This is a genomic window from Candidatus Thioglobus sp. NP1, from assembly GCF_003326015.1.
GTDB lineage: Bacteria > Pseudomonadota > Gammaproteobacteria > PS1 > Pseudothioglobaceae > Pseudothioglobus > Pseudothioglobus singularis_A.
Window position 1 is genome coordinate 190154 of sequence record NZ_CP023860.1, and the last position, 18799, is coordinate 208952.

The 18799-nt window shown below is 36.7% G+C and carries 22 protein-coding genes; 6 read left to right on the plus strand and 16 right to left on the minus strand.

Going from position 1 to position 18799, the window contains the following annotated elements; all coding sequences use genetic code 11:
* Nucleotides 1-5: 5 nt before the first annotated feature.
* From CRN91_RS01010 to CRN91_RS01035, 6 genes are all read right to left on the minus strand, one after another.
* On the minus strand, nt 6-587 hold the full coding sequence (locus tag CRN91_RS01010; RefSeq protein ID WP_114114603.1) for a 1-acyl-sn-glycerol-3-phosphate acyltransferase: 582 nt from the start codon (nt 585-587) through the stop codon (nt 6-8).
* Nucleotides 588-589: 2 nt separating this feature from the next.
* Nucleotides 590-1888 (minus strand): MFS transporter, encoded by a 1299-nt coding sequence (locus CRN91_RS01015; protein WP_114114604.1) that lies wholly within the window; start codon nt 1886-1888, stop codon nt 590-592.
* 77 nt (nt 1889-1965) lie between these two features.
* Nucleotides 1966-3174: a tryptophan synthase subunit beta gene (trpB, locus tag CRN91_RS01020; protein ID WP_174688443.1), complete on the minus strand. Its 1209-nt coding sequence runs from the start codon at nt 3172-3174 to the stop codon at nt 1966-1968.
* Nucleotides 3168-3779: a phosphoribosylanthranilate isomerase gene (locus CRN91_RS01025; RefSeq protein ID WP_114114606.1), complete on the minus strand. Its 612-nt coding sequence runs from the start codon at nt 3777-3779 to the stop codon at nt 3168-3170. Before CRN91_RS01025 ends, trpB begins: the two co-directional genes overlap by 7 nt.
* Before the next feature lie 83 nt (nt 3780-3862).
* On the minus strand, nt 3863-6220 hold the full coding sequence (topA, locus tag CRN91_RS01030) for a type I DNA topoisomerase (protein ID WP_114114607.1): 2358 nt from the start codon (nt 6218-6220) through the stop codon (nt 3863-3865).
* An 8-nt stretch (nt 6221-6228) separates the two neighbouring features.
* Nucleotides 6229-6717, minus strand: coding sequence for a Smg family protein (locus tag CRN91_RS01035; RefSeq protein WP_114114608.1), 489 nt, complete (start codon nt 6715-6717; stop codon nt 6229-6231).
* 298 nt (nt 6718-7015) lie between these two features.
* Between CRN91_RS01035 and rpmH the strand changes: the two genes are divergently transcribed.
* The 6 genes from rpmH to CRN91_RS01065 are packed head-to-tail and all read left to right on the plus strand — an operon-like array spanning nt 7016 to nt 10235.
* Complete coding sequence (gene rpmH, locus CRN91_RS01040) at nt 7016-7150, plus strand: 50S ribosomal protein L34 (protein ID WP_082344989.1); 135 nt, start codon at nt 7016-7018, stop codon at nt 7148-7150.
* A 28-nt stretch (nt 7151-7178) separates the two neighbouring features.
* A complete protein-coding gene (gene rnpA / locus CRN91_RS01045) occupies nt 7179-7505 on the plus strand; it encodes a ribonuclease P protein component (RefSeq protein ID WP_254424950.1) in 327 nt (108 codons plus the stop codon).
* The gene (gene yidD, locus CRN91_RS01050; RefSeq protein ID WP_114114610.1) at nt 7505-7732 is read left to right on the plus strand and encodes a membrane protein insertion efficiency factor YidD; all 228 of its coding nucleotides are present in this window, start codon (nt 7505-7507) and stop codon (nt 7730-7732) included. The genes rnpA and yidD overlap by 1 nt, the downstream gene beginning before the upstream one ends.
* Nucleotides 7733-7743: 11 nt before the next feature.
* On the plus strand, nt 7744-9390 hold the full coding sequence (gene yidC / locus CRN91_RS01055) for a membrane protein insertase YidC (protein WP_114114611.1): 1647 nt from the start codon (nt 7744-7746) through the stop codon (nt 9388-9390).
* Nucleotides 9391-9399: 9 nt separating this feature from the next.
* A complete protein-coding gene (locus tag CRN91_RS01060; RefSeq protein ID WP_114114612.1) occupies nt 9400-9933 on the plus strand; it encodes a KdsC family phosphatase in 534 nt (177 codons plus the stop codon).
* On the plus strand, nt 9930-10235 hold the full coding sequence (locus CRN91_RS01065; RefSeq protein WP_114114613.1) for an MGMT family protein: 306 nt from the start codon (nt 9930-9932) through the stop codon (nt 10233-10235). Before CRN91_RS01060 ends, CRN91_RS01065 begins: the two co-directional genes overlap by 4 nt.
* Here the strand turns inward: CRN91_RS01065 and CRN91_RS01070 are convergent.
* From CRN91_RS01070 to recN, 10 genes are all read right to left on the minus strand, one after another.
* Nucleotides 10232-10648 (minus strand): F0F1 ATP synthase subunit epsilon, encoded by a 417-nt coding sequence (locus tag CRN91_RS01070; protein ID WP_114114614.1) that lies wholly within the window; start codon nt 10646-10648, stop codon nt 10232-10234. The genes CRN91_RS01065 and CRN91_RS01070 overlap by 4 nt on opposite strands.
* Nucleotides 10649-12028, minus strand: a complete 1380-nt coding sequence (gene atpD / locus CRN91_RS01075; RefSeq protein WP_114114615.1) for a F0F1 ATP synthase subunit beta — start codon at nt 12026-12028, stop codon at nt 10649-10651. It lies immediately after the preceding gene.
* A gap of 23 nt (nt 12029-12051) precedes the next feature.
* Entirely contained in the window at nt 12052-12915 is an 864-nt protein-coding gene (atpG, locus tag CRN91_RS01080; protein ID WP_114114616.1) for a F0F1 ATP synthase subunit gamma, read from the minus strand.
* Between the two features lie 6 nt (nt 12916-12921).
* Nucleotides 12922-14463, minus strand: coding sequence for a F0F1 ATP synthase subunit alpha (atpA, locus tag CRN91_RS01085; RefSeq protein WP_114114617.1), 1542 nt, complete (start codon nt 14461-14463; stop codon nt 12922-12924).
* Between the two features lie 21 nt (nt 14464-14484).
* Complete coding sequence (locus tag CRN91_RS01090; RefSeq protein ID WP_114114618.1) at nt 14485-15033, minus strand: F0F1 ATP synthase subunit delta; 549 nt, start codon at nt 15031-15033, stop codon at nt 14485-14487.
* A gap of 9 nt (nt 15034-15042) precedes the next feature.
* Nucleotides 15043-15513, minus strand: a complete 471-nt coding sequence (locus CRN91_RS01095) for a F0F1 ATP synthase subunit B (RefSeq protein WP_114114619.1) — start codon at nt 15511-15513, stop codon at nt 15043-15045.
* Nucleotides 15514-15549: 36 nt separating this feature from the next.
* On the minus strand, nt 15550-15783 hold the full coding sequence (gene atpE / locus CRN91_RS01100) for a F0F1 ATP synthase subunit C (protein ID WP_020023684.1): 234 nt from the start codon (nt 15781-15783) through the stop codon (nt 15550-15552).
* A gap of 25 nt (nt 15784-15808) precedes the next feature.
* Nucleotides 15809-16633: a F0F1 ATP synthase subunit A gene (gene atpB / locus CRN91_RS01105; RefSeq protein ID WP_114114620.1), complete on the minus strand. Its 825-nt coding sequence runs from the start codon at nt 16631-16633 to the stop codon at nt 15809-15811.
* Nucleotides 16633-16974 carry an ATP synthase subunit I gene (locus CRN91_RS01110; protein WP_114114621.1) on the minus strand — a complete coding sequence of 114 codons (342 nt, stop codon included), beginning with the start codon at nt 16972-16974 and terminating at the stop codon, nt 16633-16635. Before CRN91_RS01110 ends, atpB begins: the two co-directional genes overlap by 1 nt.
* 160 nt (nt 16975-17134) lie before the next feature.
* The gene (gene recN, locus CRN91_RS01115; RefSeq protein WP_114114622.1) at nt 17135-18796 is read right to left on the minus strand and encodes a DNA repair protein RecN; all 1662 of its coding nucleotides are present in this window, start codon (nt 18794-18796) and stop codon (nt 17135-17137) included.
* Between the last annotated feature and the right edge of the window lie 3 nt (nt 18797-18799).

The window sequence follows — 18799 nt, forward strand, 5'->3', positions numbered from 1 at the left end:
TAGCATTAAAAAAGTAAATTGCCAATAGCTTTTTTTACCTCCACTCTGTTAGTCTTGGAATTAAGGCTCTCTCCAATACATACATGAATCTCTCTGCGAAAGCTAAATTTTTTGTTCTTTTTAATAGACCTTGGAGCCTTAGAAAAAAAACTGCCCCACATATTATTAACTGCAAAAGGAACTACTGAAACGGTGTCTTTAGATTCGGCTAATATTTTTTCAAAGCCTCTTTTTAAATCACTTAATTTACCAGTTGTTGAGATATGGCCTTCAGGAAACAAACCAACAACACAGTCATCATTTAACAGGGTTACAATACTTTGCATTGCATTTCGACTACTCTCAGGCCTTATTGATACAGCACCGACTCCTCTTAAAATCCAATTAAAAACTGGTTTTCTATAATAGTCATCATGAACAACGAAGCGAATTGTTCTTGGGGTGCTCCACTGAATTAAAGCAAAATCTATAAAGCTAATGTGATTGCCCAGAAGCAGTACAGGCCCATTTTTTGGAAGATTATCCAGGCCAGAAACTTTGAGTCGATAGCGCCACCCAAATAATAATAAACCTACCAGTTGTCTCACGTCTAAAGAATAGTTTTGAGTTTTTTAAGGACAATACCAAAACCAACGACTGCAATAAAGGCATTAAAGTAAAGTATAAATTCACTACCAAAATTTTGACTTGCAAGGAACATGGTAAATATTAAAAGGGAAATCATAGCAATATTTTGAAGCCAATTTTTACCTGCCAACATACTTCCAAGCCTATCTTCAGGAGAATGGGCTTGCATCAATGCATTTAGTGGAATAATCATCATCCCCGCCCCAACGCCAAACAAAAGAATAACTGAGGTTACTAGAATTAGGGCAGTTGAATTTGGAATAAAGTTCAGACTTGAAATTACCGGAACTAGAATTGCACAAACTGTAATCATAATTGAGCCTGTATAAATATTATTTATGCGGATAAAATTTAGACTTTTTCTTCCAGATAAGAAGGCCCCAATCATTATTCCAACTACAGAAGAGGCTAGCATTGCATTTACCATTAGTGGGCTTTCAACTCCAAAATTTACTTTTGCATGCGCTGGTATAACTGCCACTAGATTTTGTGACATACCCCAAAATATTGCGGTACCTAAAATAGAATACCAAACAATTTCATTGCTTCTCATAGCTTTAAAGTTGTTTGTTAAGTACTTAAAAGAAACCAGTTTAGTGAACGATAGTTGGGTGGTTATTAATTTAGCAGGATAGAAGCGAGTTCCCAGAGTTGCTAAAAATTCAACAATTGAAAGTCCAACCAAAACCCAGCCTACAGGAGCTATTTTCATTAATATCTCTTCAGGAGTAGTTGCCTGCATTGCACCAAGATAAGCCTCAAATAAGTATGAGAAAAATACTGTTCCCATAAGAATAGCTATCAGAACAACCGAAGAGTGAAAGGCATTTCCCCTACTCAAGCCAGCCTTACTTAGACATTCTTTAATATAGCCCATTTTTGCTGGTGAATATATTGCGCTTTGTGTAGCTAAAAGTAAGGTAAAGCCAAATGCAATTTGGTACAAGCCATGGTAGTAACAGTAGGTAATTGCCAAGGTGATTAAGACGGCAGAAAACGCACTATAACGCATGATACGAGTCTTAGCAAATTTATCAGAAAGATATCCTGAGACCGAAAATAATAAGATAAATGGAACTAGGATCATCGCATTTACAATAGCAGTTAGGATAATCTGCTGCTGCTCACCATAGATCATAAAGATTGTATTTTGAATGATGATTTTGTGTCCTAAATCAACAAAAGCGTTTAGAAATACTGCGACCAAATAAATAGAAAATATAAGTCCACGACCTTTATCAATCTCTTGATTTTCTTGCATACCTCTCCAGACCTTAATTTATATAATAAATAGTATAAGAGAATTATTAAGGGATTAGTACTTAATATCTGATTTGCTTATTGGAACTCTATGCCTTCAACTTCTGCAATAGTCTGCATATCCTTGTCACCTCTACCAGATAAGTTAATGATCATGGTTTTATCACTTGACCACTCTTTAGCTAACTTAACAGCATAAGCAATTGCGTGTGAAGGTTCAAGCGCTGGGATAATTCCTTCAACCTCGGTAAGCATATGAAAGGCTTCTAAAGCTTCTTTATCCGTTATAGCGACATACTCTGCTCTTCCAATATCTTTTAGATAGGCATGTTCGGGTCCGACACCTGGATAATCCAGACCTGCTGATATTGAATGACCTTCAATAATTTGACCATCCTCATTTTCCATCAAGTAAGTTCTATTTCCATGAAGCACTCCCACACTTCCTGCAGTCAAAGGGGCTGCATGTGCATCAGGGCCTAGATCAATACCTCGCCCACCAGCCTCAACACCAATAATTTTTACTGATTTATCTTCAATAAATGGATAAAAAAGTCCAATTGCATTTGAACCACCTCCAACACAGGCAATTACTGCATCAGGTAATCCACCAACCTGCTCATTGAATTGCTCTTTTGCCTCTTTACCAATTACACTTTGAAAATCTCGAACTAGCATTGGGTAGGGATGAGGTCCAGCAACAGTTCCAATAATATAGTAAGTATTATCAATATTAGTTACCCAGTCACGCATCGCCTCATTAAGAGCATCTTTAAGTGTTTTTGATCCCGCAGAAACAGGAACGACCTTGGCCCCAAGAAGTTTCATCCGGTATACGTTTTGCGCTTGTCTGTGAACATCAAGTTCGCCCATATATACAACACACTCTAAACCAAGTCTAGCTGCAATTGTTGCGGACGCAACACCATGTTGACCAGCTCCAGTTTCAGCAATAATGCGAGTTTTTCCCATACGTTTCGCAAGTAAAGCCTGACCAATTGTATTATTAATTTTATGAGCTCCAGTATGGTTTAAATCTTCACGTTTCAAATAAATCTTAGCACCGCCAACTTTTTCAGTTAGGTTTTTTGCATAATAAAGAGGAGTTTCTCGACCTACGTAGTGCTTGAGGTCATCCTCAAACTCCTTAATAAATGCAGGATCGTCCTTAAATTTTTCATAAGCATCTTTCAACTCTGTAACAGCAGTCATAAGAGTTTCAGCTACAAAAACACCGCCATACTGATCAAAATGGCCTTTTTCATCTGGAAGGTTATAACTCATGATTGAATCTGTTTAATAAAAGCCTTTATTTTATCAATATCTTTGATGCCTGGCTCACTTTCAACACCACTTGAAGCATCTACAGCAAAAGGTTTAACCTGTTTAATCGCATCTTTTACATTTTCAGAAGTAAGCCCACCGGCAAGAATAATAGGCAAGTCAATATCAACACAGGCTAAAGACCAATCAAAAACTTCTCCAGTTCCACCATAATTACTAGGATTATAAGAATCGAGAAGTAAGGCACTTGCCATAGAAAAATCATCTGCTATTTGAGACACATTGGTATCCTGGGATACACGAACAGACTTAATGAAGGGCATTTGGAATTGAGTACAATCAATTACAGTTTCATCGCCATGAAACTGAAGGGTATCGATTGGAACTTCGCATAGTATTTCATCAATAAAGCTTGGATTTGCATTTACAAATAAACCTACTCTATTTACAAAAGGAGGGAGAGATGAAACAATTTCTAGAGCATTTTCAATATCAATATTTCGTGGTGACTTCTCATAGAAAACCATACCAACAGCATCAACTCCAAGAAGTGATGCCTCTTTAGCATTAATAGCATTTGTAAAACCACAAATCTTTACATTGGTCATTTAGATCAAAATTTTATTCTTAGAATATAGATTTTCTCACAGCCTAGAAAGGTTTTCCAAGCAATTAACATCGTAAATTAATTTTATTTAGATTCTTTACTCTTAGTGGCAACTTTCTTTTTAGATTTTTTTGCCTTCGCCTTAGCTTTAGCTTTAATTTTTCCTTCAATGGCTTTTTTACACTCTTCAAGAGTCAAGTCAGAAGGTGCCTTATCTCCAAAAACCTTCTGAACAGTAACATTTTTTTGTCCCTTGCCTCGTTTCTTACCATTCCAGATATAGGGACCAAAGCGACCATTTAAAACTTGAATTTCGGAATCATCAAAAACCTTGATAATTCTTTCAGCATCAAACTTTTCTTTAGCAGCAATTAATTCTAATGCAGTCTCAAGAGAAACCTCCTCTGGAGAAACCTCTTTTAGAGATACATATTTCTTGCCATACTGAATGTAGGGGCCAAACCGCCCATAGTTAGCTTTAATAGTCTCACCATCAACTGTTTCTCCTACTGTGCGTGGCATTTTAAACAACTCTAATGCTTCAACAAGCGTTATATTTTCTATATCTTGACCAGTTCGAAGTGACGCAAATGTTGGTTTTTCTTCATCATCCTTATGTCCAATTTGAGCAAAAGCCCCATAACGACCAAAGCGTACACTAACATTTTTTCCAGAAACAGGATCCTCACCTAAATCTCTCTTCCCATGAGTTTCATCTCTAGAGATATCCTTAGCGAGTTCAATTTGATCATGAAATGGATCATAAAAGTCTTTGATTACTCCCGCCCATGGCTTAGACTCTTCAGCAATCAAATCAAAGTTACTTTCAAGTTTAGCAGTGAACTCATAACCAATAATATTACTAAAATTCTTTACTAAAAAATCCACTAATAAATAGGCAACATTTGTAGGGAATAATTTATTCTTTTCAGCACCAGTTGTCTCTGTTTGAATTGATTCTGAAATGACACCATCTACAATTTCAATATGCTGATACTCTCTCTGAATTCCTTCACGAGTGTCCTTGACTACATAATTCCTATCTTGCACTGTAGTGATCATAGTGGCAAAAGTCGATGGTCTCCCAATGCCCATTTGTTCAATCTCTTTAACTAATGATGCTTCTGTATATCTTGGTTTAGCTCTTGAAAAAGACTCTTTTGAAGTTAAATCTATTAATGATAAAGCGGCACCTTTTTCGATTTTTGGAAGTAACTTATCATCTGCAGCCATATAATCATAAACCTCCAGGAAGCCACCAAAAGTTAGCATCTCACCTTCAGCTATAAACCGCTCACTTCGATTTGATATATTAATATTAATTTTTGTCTTAAGTAATTGCGCATCACTCATTTGAGAAGCAAGGGTTCTTTTATAAATTAAAGAATAAAGCTTTGTTGATTGATCATCTAAACCTGGAATTGTTGGCTTTGTTAAGTCAGTTGGCCTAATTGCCTCATGCGCCTCTTGAGCACCTGTTGAATTTGTTTTATATCTTCTAGCTTGATGATGATCTTTTCCAAACTTTGAAATTATGACTTCTTGTGCAGCATCAATTGCCAACTCTGAAAGGTTTAAGGAGTCAGTCCTCATATAAGTAATAGCTCCTTCACGATACAAATTCTGAGCTATTGACATTGTTTGTTTGACAGAAAAACCTAACTTTTGAGAAGCCTCTTGCTGCAATGTAGAAGTAATAAAAGGAGCTTTAGGAGATCTCTTAGATGGCTTAGTTTCAACCGAGTTTACCTTTATAGTTGAATCTAGAATACTTTCTACGAAAGCCAGAGCATCTTCTTTTGATTTAAAATCTTCACTAAGTCGAACCTCAAGAGTCTCTCCATCTTGATTGCTTAGAGAAGCCTTAATTTTATGGGAACTAGTAGGTTTATGAGTTGAAATTTCACGCTCTCTTTCAACAACTAAACGAACAACTGGTGATTGAACTCTCCCAGCAGAACGAGCCCCTGAAATCTTTCTCCAGAGTACTGGTGATATCTCAAAGCCAACCAAGCGATCTATAATTCGCCTTGCCTGTTGAGCATTTACTAAGTCAGTATTAATTGTTCTTGGATTACTAATTGCTTTAGTGATAGCGCCCTTAGTAATTTCATGAAAAACAATACGAGGTGTGTCTTCTGCCAATGATAAGGCCTGCTGTAAATGCCAAGCTATTGCCTCACCCTCTCTATCCTCATCAGTCGCTAGGTATATTTTTGTTGCTGTCTTAACTGACTTCTTTAGATCTGCTACTACTTTCTTTTTGTCGGCACTAATTGCGTATGTTGGCTGAAAGTTATTTTCAATATCAACACCCATATCCTTCTTAGGCATATCCCTAATATGGCCAATACTTGACTTAACAACATAGTCAGGACCTAGAAATTTTTCAATTGTTTTTGCTTTCGCTGGGGACTCGACAATAACAAGATTCTTTGACATCAAAAATCCTACTGAAAAGTAGGGTTATCATCATTAAACACAATAGATTCAATCCACTGTGAAGGCACACCAGCCTCAGCACTATTTCCAATTACCATCATAACAACCCACTTCAAATCATCAATGGTAAGTTTGGAATCTTCAAGAGACATCACCTGGTCAATTACTATTTCTCTTTGGCTAGCATTAAGTTGGCCCATGTTTTCCATGAACATTATAAAACCCCTAGCCTTAGCATCAAGCTTACTTTTTTCATGTTGACTATATATGCGCATTGAATTATGAAGCGTATCAAAACTTGCAATCTTGCCATCTTGGAGAGCTGCAATATTCTCCAACCAAACGAGGGCTTTTTCGATGCGATCAGAATCAAAGCCAGCGTCTGATAAATGAGACTTTAAAAGATCATCATCCAGCTCTTGAGATGAATCTTGCTCAGCAGACTCAAAAAGGAAATCAAACATAAAGGTGAGAACATCAAGAATATTATTAGTCATATAGCCTCTTCAAATTAATACATTTATCACAAAACAATCCATACAGTACTCCCAATAAAAAGGGAGGGATAGAATAATTACTACTTGTGGGCGAGTATTTTTTTTTCAACCACTTTTTTTGAGTTGCTACTGAACTGTATATGAATTAGTTAGTTATTTATCTGACATTATCCACATCTTTATAAAGATTGGGGCTAATTAACTCTGGAATAAACTTAAACACACAAATTTAACAAATAAACCTCGCTAGACCAATTGTGGTAAAATTTCACCAATTTTTTGTTAGTAGATATTCAATATGAAAAGAACATTCCAACCAAGCGTACTCAAACGCAAGCGCAACCATGGCTTCAGAGCTAGAATGAAGACTCGTTCTGGACGCGCTATATTAAGTGCTCGAAGAAAAAAAGGGCGCAAACGCTTAGCCGCTTAATATCATGACGAGCTCGCTCGCTAAATGTGTGCGCATAACGAAAGCTAGTGATTATGCTGACATTTTTCAAAATGGTACACATTCACAAAGTAAGTATTGGAAACTAATAGTGAGTGATTCAGGAAACTCTAGTTCTCGGTTAGGTCTTGCTATATCCAAAAAGATTTTCAAAAGAGCGGTTGATAGAAACCTTTTTAAGCGTTTAGCAAGAGAAGCCTTTAGAAAGAGTAGAAATGAATTGGAGGCGCTTGACTTTATTATTATGGTTAAAAAAACAGTGACTATCAATAATGCATTAATAACAAAAGATCTTCTTAAGTTGATGAAAGATACTAAAAGCAGAACTAAAATTTAATGAAGTACATTCTTCTGCCATTTATTAAACTTTACCAGTGGCTTATTAGTCCATTACTGGGCAATAACTGCCGTCATATTCCCTCATGTTCAGAATATACTTTTGATGCAATAAAATATCATGGGGCAATAAAAGGGGTTGCGCTAGGTGCAAAAAGAATAAGTAAATGCCACCCCTGGACTGAAGCCAAATTTGATCCAGTTCCAAAAAATAATTTGAATAACTAATAGTTAAACTAATGAATACTCAAAAAATCTTTCTCTTTGTTGCAATTTTCTTAACTATATTTATTCTATGGGATAAGTGGGAGATTACTCAAGCTGTTGATGCCAATGGAAATGTAGTATCCAAGACAGCTATAGTTGGTGTTGACTCTCAAGATGATGCAATTGATATTCCCAAGGCAAGCGATGTTCCACTTGTTTCAGAATCTACAATTGAAGATAACGCTCCAATAATGGAAAGTGGTAGTAACATTCAAGGCGCTTTCACCACAGTTGTTACTGACCTTTTAACTGTCGAAATTTCTCATAAAGGCGGAACTATAATTAACGCTTATTTAAATGATTATCCAAATGAGTTAAATTCGGAAGAAAGATTTCAATTACTTAGCAACTCTGCAGGTAGTATTTTTCATGCTCAGAGCGGTCTAATACCGGCTGATCAAATGCCAACACATCAATCTAAATTTACCTCTAACAGAAAAGAGTATTTTCTAGAAGGTGATAGTGAATTGATTGTTCCTCTAAGCTGGACTGGAGATAATGGCATCCAGGTTACAAAAAATTATCACTTTAAACCTAACAGCTACATTATTGAAGTTGATTATGATGTCACTAATAATAGTAATGAAGATAAAACAGTAAGTAGTTACACGCAACTAGCTCATGGGAACTTAATAGAATCCAGTGGTTTTGCTATGGGTATGCAAAACTTTAATGGTGGCGCAATATACAATGATGAAGAGGTTTTTGAAAAAATTGATTTTGATGAGTTTGATTCTAACCCTAAAACAACTTCATTAGGTGGTTGGGCAGCGATGATTCAGCATTACTTTTTTGCAGCATGGATACCTTCTGAAAATGAGAAACACACTTATTCAACTAAAACTAGCAGAGATAATTATCTCCTAACAACGGTTAATCCAAGTCAAAGAATTCTGGCTGGCTCATCTTCAACACTTGGGAAAAATCAGCTCTATATTGGACCAAAAGAACATGTTCGTCTCGAGTTACTTGCTCCAGGCCTTGATAAAACTGTGGACTATGGATTCCTATTTATTGTAGCGAAACCATTATCAGTATTTCTCCATTGGATATACAGTTTTGTTCAAAACTGGGCTATTTCTATAGTCCTCTTGACCTTAGCTATTAAGCTTGCTTTTTATAAGCTCTCTGAGAAATCATTCCGCTCAATGGCAGGAATGAAAAAACTGGCGCCAAGGCTTCAGAAAATCAAAGAAACGTATGAGGGTGATAAACAAAAAATTGGTAAAAAAACCATGGAGCTTTACAAAACAGAAAAAATTAATCCAGCTGCAGGTTGCCTTCCTATTCTTGTCCAAATTCCAGTTTTCATTTCTGTATATTGGGTTCTAATTGAAATGGTTGAGCTAAGACAAACTCCATTTTTATATTTACCAGACCTTGCTGCAAAAGACCCATACTTTATATTACCATTAATTATGGGTGCATCCATGTGGTTCCAACAAAGACTCAACCCACCACCTGCAGATCCAATTCAAGCAAAAATAATGATGATGTTACCAGTTGTATTTACTGTATTTTTCTTATGGTTCCCTTCAGGATTAGTATTGTATTGGGTTACAAATAATGTTCTATCAATAGCTCAACAAGTTTACATTAACAAAAAAATTAACGGATAACTTCGCTTAATGAAATCAAATAAAAAAGCTGAAAGTATTGCTAAAGGAATCAAACTTTTAATACTTGATGTTGATGGTGTTTTAACTGATGGCGGCATCTATTTTAACGATGATGGAGTAGAGCATAAAAAATTTGATTCACAAGATGGTCTTGGTATTAAATTACTCCAATTATCTGGAATTGAGGTTGCAGTAATTACTGCACGAAGTACAAAGTCAGCAGCGCATAGACTTGATGGTTTGGGGGTCAAACATCATTATCATGGCGTCCTTGATAAAAGCATTGCTCTAAAAGATTTAACCGAAAAATTATCGATTGGTTTAAGTGAGTCTGCATATGTTGGAGATGACATTATTGATCTTCCTGTTATGACAAAGATTGCGCTTCCGATTGCTGTTTCAAATGCTCAAGATATCGTAAAGGATTATGCGCTTCTAGTTACTGAAAAGAGGGGAGGTGATGGAGCAGTTCGAGAAGTATGCAACTTCATACTGAAATCGCAAAATAAATATGATGACTTAATACAAACTTTTATAAAATGACACCCTTTCAATCTCAGTGTTATGAGGCCTTAAAAAAAATTCCTCCAGGGAAAGTAATTTCATATGGGGGTCTTGCTACAATGATAGGCCGACCTTTAGCTCATCGAGCAGTTGGAAATGCTATGAATAAAAATCCATTTGCTCCAAAAGTACCTTGTCACAGAGTAGTTAAATCAAATGGAGATCTTGGGGGTTTTGCAGATGATATCCATCTCAAAATAAAACGCCTTCATGAAGAAGGCGTGGAAGTTGCGAATAACAGGATTGTAAATTTTCAGTCTGTGCTCTTTAAAGCGCCTTAGCGCTTTTTCCCTCTCATCTTAGAGATCATTTGAAGCTGCATCATTGACTCAGCGAGCGCCGCTTGAGTAGTTGAAATATCTTGTTCCGTCTGAGAATTAGACATCGCTTCTTCAGCACGCTTTTTCGCTTCAAGAGCCTTTGACTCATCTAAGTCATCTGCACGAATTGCTGTATCAGAAAATATTGTAACGGTATCAGGCTGAACCTCAATGATACCTCCAGAAACAAAAATAGACTCAACGCCATTCTCTGTTTCTACTCTCACCTCACCGGGTTTAAGAGTACTTATCAAAGGAACATGCATAGGGTACACGCCGATCTCACCCATTGTAGCTGGCGCAAACACACACTTTGCCTCCCCTGAGTATATCTCCTCAGTTGCGCAAACTACATCAACATGTATTACTGCCATTTACGATGCCTCCGACGCCTTTATTTTAACTTCTTCGATAGATCCGGTCATATAGAATGCTTGTTCAGGTATTGCGTCATGCTCACCATCAAGAATAGCTTTAAAACCAGAAATAGTGTCCTTCAAAGATACATACTTTCCAGGAGATCCAGTAAATACCTCTGCAACAAAGAACGGTTGTGATAAGAATTTTTGGATCTTACGAGCGCGAGAAACGGTTTGCTTATCTTCTTCAGATAGCTCATCCATACCAAGAATCGCAATAATATCTTTCAATTCTTTATAACGCTGAAGTACGCCCTGAACTCCTCTAGCAACATCATAGTGTTCTTGTCCAACAACTAGAGGATCAAGCTGACGAGAAGTTGAATCAAGCGGGTCTACAGCAGGATAAATACCAAGCTCAGCAACTTGGCGAGACAGAACTACAGTCGCATCCAAGTGAGCAAATGTTGTAGCTGGAGAAGGGTCAGTTAAGTCATCTGCAGGAACATACACCGCTTGAATCGAAGTAATAGAGCCAGTTTTAGTGGAAGTAATTCTTTCTTGAAGTGCACCCATTTCAGATGCAAGTGTAGGCTGATAACCAACCGCAGATGGCATACGCCCTAAAAGTGCAGAAACTTCTGTTCCAGCAAGCGTATAACGGTAAATATTATCAATAAATAAAAGAACGTCACGTCCTTCATCACGGAAATATTCAGCCATTGTAAGTCCAGTAAGTGCAACACGAAGTCTGTTTCCCGGAGGCTCATTCATCTGTCCATAAACTAGCGACACCTTGTCTAATACATTAGAGTCCTTCATTTCATGATAGAAGTCATTACCTTCACGGGTTCTCTCACCAACGCCTGCAAATACTGAATAGCCTGAGTGCTCGATGGCAATATTTCTAATAAGCTCCATCATATTTACTGTCTTTCCAACACCAGCTCCACCAAAAAGTCCTACCTTACCGCCTTTTGCAAATGGGCAAACTAAATCAATTACCTTAATTCCTGTTTCAAGTAATTCTGTTGCAGGAGCTAACTCATCATATGCAGGGGCCGAACGATGAATTTCCCAATCAGCTTCTTGACCAATTTCACCGGCATTATCAATTGGCTCTCCAAGGACATTCATAATACGTCCAAGTGTCTTAGTGCCAACTGGGACAGTAATTGCCTTACCAGTGTTAGTTACCTCTAGACCTCGCTGAAGTCCTTCAGATCCACCCATAGCGATAGTTCTAACGACATTATCACCAAGCTGTTGCTGAACCTCCAATGTAAGGTTCGCTTTAGTGACATGAAGTGCATTGTAAACTTTAGGTATTGAATCAGATGGAAACTCAACATCAATAACCGCTCCAATAATTTGTGTAATTTTGCCTATACTCATTTGCTTTTCCTTATTTTAAATCTTTAAACAGCAGCAGCACCGGCTACAATCTCAGAGATTTCTTGAGTAATAGCTGCCTGCCTTGCCTTGTTATAAATTAATTGTAAGTCATCAATCATATCACCAGCATTTTCTGTTGCGCTGTGCATCGCAATCATTCTAGAAGATTGCTCACAAGCAATATTTTCTACAATTCCTTGATACACTAATGCTTCGATATACCTCACAAGCAGGGCGCTCAACGCACTCTCTGCATCTGGTTCATATATGTAATCCCAATGGTGATCCTTACTTTTTTCATCAGTAACTTCCATTGGTACAATTTGCTTAACAGTTGGCACTTGCGTCATTGCACTTGCAAAACTATTATAAGCAATCATAATCTGATCAATGTCGCCTGAATCATAACGATCAAGCATTACTTTAATAGTGCCTAAGAGATCATCAAATTGAGGCTTGTCACCAATATCAGTAAGAATAGAGTTAATTTTAAGTCCAGTATTTTTAAAAAATGAAGTCGCTTTTTTACCAATCGTACAAAGTTCAACCTCAACTTTATCTGATTGCAAAGTTGCTATATCTTTCAAAAGGCTTCTAAATAAGTTAGTATTTAAACCACCACAAAGACCTCTATCACTAGAGATAACAATAATTCCTACACGCTTTTTTTCTTCTGAAGATGTCATATATGGATGCTTAAACTCAGAGTTAGCATGAGTCAGATGTCCAATAACATTAAGAATTTTTTCAGCATAAGGTCGAGAAGCAAGCATTCTATCTTGTGCCTTTTTCATCTTAGAAGCTGCAACCATTTCCATGGCCGAAGTAATCTTCTGAGTATTTTTAATACTCGCGATTTGTGTTCTAATTTCCTTACCTACTGCCATATCTTTCTACCAAGTATTATTAGCTTTAAAGTCATCTATAGCAGCCTGAAGTTTTGCTGCTATATCATCACTGTAGTCACCAGATTCATTAATAGTAGTCATCAATTCTGTCTGGCTTGTGTTCATATAAGCAAGAAGTGCTGCTTCAAATGCAACAACCTTATTTGCCTCAACATCATCAAGTGCACCAGAGTTAGCTGCAAAAAGTGAGGTTGCCGTTTCAGCAACATTTAGAGGTGAATACTGTGCCTGTTTCATTAATTCAGTCACACGAATTCCTCTATCAATCTGCGCTTTAGTTTCTGCATCAAGGTCAGATGCAAACTGAGCAAAGGCTGCTAATTCACGATACTGTGCTAAGTCAAGACGGATACTACCTCCAAGCTTTTTAATTGCTTTAGTTTGCGCTGCACCACCAACCCTAGAAACTGAAAGACCTGCATTAATAGCTGGGCGAATTCCTGAATTAAATAAGTCTGTCTCCAAGAAAATTTGTCCATCTGTAATAGAAATTACATTTGTTGGAACAAATGCAGATACATCTCCAGCTTGAGTCTCAATGATAGGAAGAGCTGTTAATGAACCTGTCTTTCCCTTTACTTCACCATTAGTTACTTTTTCAACATACTCAGCGTTTACTCGTGATGCTCTCTCTAATAAACGAGAGTGCAGATAGAATACATCTCCCGGATAAGCCTCACGTCCAGGTGGGCGCTTTAAAAGAAGTGATACTTGGCGATAAGCCCATGCTTGTTTAGTTAAGTCATCATAAACAATTAGTGCATCTTCACCACGATCTCTAAAATACTCTCCCATTGCACATCCAGCGTAAGGAGCAATATATTGAAGGGCTGCTGAATCAGATGCTGACGCTGCAACAATAATAGTATGCTCTAATGCGCCATGTTCCTCTAGTTTTCTAACAACAGTAGCAATTGAAGAAGCCTTTTGTCCAATAGCGACATATATACATTTAACACCGGTCCCTTTTTGGTTAATAATGGCATCAATTGCAACAGCAGTTTTTCCAGTTTGACGATCACCAATAATAAGTTCACGTTGACCACGTCCAATTGGAACCATTGCATCAATCGCCTTAATTCCTGTTTGAATTGGCTGATCAACTGATTGTCTTTCAATTACACCTGGGGCAACAACTTCGATTGGGCGAGTAACAGCTGTTTTGATCTCACCTTTTCCTTCGAGATCAACTCCAAGAGGGTTAACAACACGACCAAGTAACTCATTACCAACTGGGACTTCCATAATTCGATTTGTACACTTAACAGTATCACCTTCTGAAATGTGAAGATAATCACCCAATACAACTGCACCAACAGAATCCTGTTCTAGGTTAAGAGCCAAACCAAAAGTATTTCCTGGAAACTCAAGCATCTCACCAAATTGAGCATCTGCTAAACCATGAATTCGAACGATTCCATCACTAACACTTATTACTGTGCCTTCTGTACGAGCTTCTGCTGAAAAATCAAAGCCCTCTATTTCTTTTTTAATTAAATCACTGATTTCAGAAGCGTTTAATTGCATAACAAACCTCTCTATATAAAATTAATTTACAGACAAAGAAACGCCTAAAGCGTCAACCCTTGCCTTTATTGATGTATCAATTACTTTGTCACCTTCTTTGATAATAACCCCACCTTTAAGAGTCTTATCAATTTCAGTTTCAACTGATACAGTTGTTTTATGTTTACTTGTCAAATTCTCAACAATTGCCTTTTGTTCTGCGTCACTTAACTCAAATGCACTAATAACTTTGAAATTCTTACTCTTGTTAGCGTTAGATACAGCTGACTCAAAAGCATCGGCAATACTGCTAAGAGCAGTTGAGCGATCATTGCTTAAGATAAGATTTATAAATGCAGCCTCTTGTTGACTTAGAACACGTGCGTTTGTCTTAGCTATTAGAGCAGAAATCAAATCAAATTTTTGACTCATACTTTTGCCTGGAGAAGCTATAAATGCCTTTGTATTTTTATCAGACATAATAGCACTAGCAGCGGCTAAAAAACCACTCCAATCTGAGACATTATTACTTTGACCAGCAATTTCAAAAATCGCTTGAGCGTATGGCTTGGCAATTGTCGATAATTCCATCGCCGCTTCCTATAGTGATTGAGAAAGCTTTGAAAGCATATCTTTATGGGCCTTAGAATCAACCTCTTTTTCTAATACGGAGTTGACTCCCTGCATGACCAAACTAGACACTTGATTTTTAAGCTCGTTACGCGCCTTCACTACCTCTTGATCTAGATCAGACTTGGCATGAGCTTTGATTTTTTCTGCCTCTTCAGAAGCTAAACCTTTAGCAGTATCTATCATTACATTTGCTTGTTTGTCAGCATTAGCAATAATTTCTGCCGCTTTATTTTTGGTACTTTCAATTAGCTCTTCAGCATTTTTTTGGGCAAGTGCGTGCTCTTCTTTTCCAAGCTCAGCAGCTTTTAATCCATCTTCAATTGCTTTTTTACGAGCTTGCATTGCTTCAACGAGTGGTGGCCAAACAAACTTCATACAGAACCAAACAAACATGGCGAACATAATTGTTTGTCCAATCAGCGTTAGGTTAATATTCATAGCGTAATACCCTTGTTAATTAAAAAGAATGCAAATTTATCCAGCAACTGCAAATAAGATATACATTGATATACCTACTGCAATCATAGGTACCGCATCAACAAGGCCCATAACGATAAACATTTGCGTTCTTAACATTGGAATAAGTTCCGGTTGACGTGCAGCACCTTCAATAAATCTAGCACCAAGAATACCGATACCTACAGCAGCGCCTAATGCACCTAGACCCATCAAAATAGATCCTGCTAAAAATAATATACTTTGTTCCATTTTTTACTCCTACTTATAAAAAAAATTAATGCTCTTTTTGGTGTGCCATATCCATATATACAATTACTAAGGTCATAAAAATAAATGCCTGAAGTAAAACTATTAAGATATGAAAAATAGCCCACGGTAAAGACAGGCTCCACTGTATCCAAAACGGCAACAGTGCAATTAGAATGAAGATCATCTCACCTGCATACATATTTCCAAATAAACGTAATGCAAGTGAAACTGGTTTAGCCAGTAAATTCACTCCTTCTAAAAATAAGTTAGCTGGAAGCATCCACTTTCCAAAAGGATGCAAAGTCAGTTCGCCAGCAAATCCACCAAGTCCTTTTTCCTTAACACTATAGTAAAGGATTAAAATAAATATACCTATCGACATCCCAAAGGTTGCATTAGGATCTGTCGTTGGAACAACCTTTAAATACTCCACACCCATTGCAGCAAAAAGTGTAGGTAGCCAATCAACAGGGACTAAATCCATTGTGTTCATTAGCACTATCCAAATGAATGTTGTAAGGGCGAGGGGAGCAACCATTGGATTTTTACCACTAAAAGAGCCACGAACATTCTCATCAATAAAATCAACAATACTTTCTACAAAATTCTGAAATCCACTGGGTGCATCAATCGAAGCACGCTTTGCAGCCCTAGCAAAAAAGAATAAAAAAAGTGCGCCTAGAACAAAAGAGACTCCTAAAGTATCAACATGAAACGCCATAAAGCCCATTTCTTTAGCTTCTGCAGCACTATGAGCAAAGCCCCAATGACCATCTGGAAACTTTCCGTATGTTAAATTTTGTAAATGGTGCTTAATATAAGCACTTGATGTAAGCTCTCCACTTGCCATTATTTTTGCCTTAACCTATCTAAAATAAATCCAATTTGTCCTAAAACCAAGCTCAAACAAAGAGCTGATGGTTCAAGCTTTAATAAACTAAGCCCAATTAAAGCAAGAAGGATTAAAGCAAGTGTTCTTATTACACTACTATTAATTGCCATTCTAAAACTCTTTTGGGCATCAGCGTTAACCAATGCTTTTTGTTTATTTGTATACCAGTCAAAAATCCAGGTGTTACTCAAGCTAACTATTGCTCCGTAAAGAGCGGCAAATCCAAAACCATAAATGGAATATGCTAAAACAATTAGAGCGAGTAGAGTGTATTGAATAAGTGAGCTTTTTGGTATCACTTTTTCACTAACCACCCTGACTATATACAAAGGCAATATTATACAATTTACTAACAAATAGTCAAGTCATCTAAGTACAAATTATTTACTTAAAAGCCAAATAAACTAAAGAACAATATTTAAGGTATTAAATTAACTGAAACGCTAATTTAAAAAATAATTAAGCACTTGATTTAATCATTTCTTCAGCAGCCATTTTTGTCTTATCACTAACCTTAATGCCTCCGAGAATTCTGGCCACTTCATCTGTTCTTTGAAGCGGGTTAAGATTTGTAACTTCTGTGAATGTTGCTCCATTTCTCTGAATTTTAACTACCTTCATATGTTCCTTTCCTTGAGCTGCAACTTGAGCAAGATGGGTGACACAAATGACCTGATACCTTGCTGATAGTTGTTTCAGCATCTGCCCAACAATTTCTGCAACTGATCCACTAATCCCAACATCTACCTCATCAAAGACTATCGAAGGCGTAAGTTCAGTCTTACTAGTAACAACTGAAAGTGCTAGTGAAATCCTTGAAAGCTCACCTCCAGATGCAACTTTATTTAGCGGCTTTAGATCTTGTCCAGTATTTGTTTTAACCTTTATTACAATCTCTTCTTCACCATTTAGTTGAATTGATTGGCTAGGTGAACTAAGATGAAAAAGAACCTCACTGCCAGGCATGCCAAGATTTTGCATTAACTCTGTAACTTTTTTTGAAAGAGATTTGCTTGCGGTGGATCTTTTTGAAGTTAATATTTTTGATTTTTTATAGTAATCTTTTTCAATTTTATCCTGCTTATTAATTAACTCATCTAGCATTTCTGAAGAAGAATCTATTCCATCAAGTTTTTCTTCTAAGCTAGACTTAATTTTAAGAAGCTCTTTAATTTGACAACTATGCTTTCGACCAAGATCATGAAGAATATTAATTCTGATTGCAAGCTCTGAAGAATTATCTTCTGAGCTACTTATCTTACTGAGGTAGTCTGATAAGTCATAAATACTTTCTTGAATCTGAACCTGTGCGCTTGATAATAGAGACTGAATTGAATCAAGACGATTGTCATACTCCATAGATTCACCAATAACACTTTCGCCTTCTATTAAAATATTATTCACTCCAGAATCATGATCTAAAGATTCTAAAATCCTTGAGATTTTTTCCACTAATAAACTTGCATTCTGAGAAACTTTAAAATCATCTTCAATGCTATCGAGCTCTTCTTGGGTCATATCTAGCTGCTCTAGCTCATTTAGTTGATGATTGAGAAATTCTTTTTTAGATGACAAATTTTCATTATTGTTTTTTAAGTTAGAAATCTCATCTTTTATTTTTTTAAAATTATGGACAATTATATTTATTTCTTGACATAAGCTTTTAGTTCCAGCGTAATCATCTAGTAAGATTCGATGCTGATTATTTCTAAGTAAGAGTTGATGCTCATTTTGACCATGCATATCAATTAAATAGCTTCCAATGTCTTTTAAAATCGATAATGGAACATTAGAGCCATTTACATAAGATCTAGACTTACCATCCGCGCTTATTACTCTTCTTAGAATGCACTCATCATCACTTTCAAGGTCAAGACTCTCTAATAATGTCTGAAGAGCTTTATTACCACCAAGAATAAATGTTGCTACTATTTCAGCTTTATCCTTACCTTTTCTAACCAGCAAAGAATCAGAGCGACCTCCAGTAACAAGATTTAATGCTTGAATTAATATTGATTTTCCAGCACCTGTTTCACCCGTTACAACAGTCATTCCAGTATTAAACTCGATACTTAAGTCTTCAACAACAACTAGGTTTTTAACAGACAATTGATCAAGCATAGA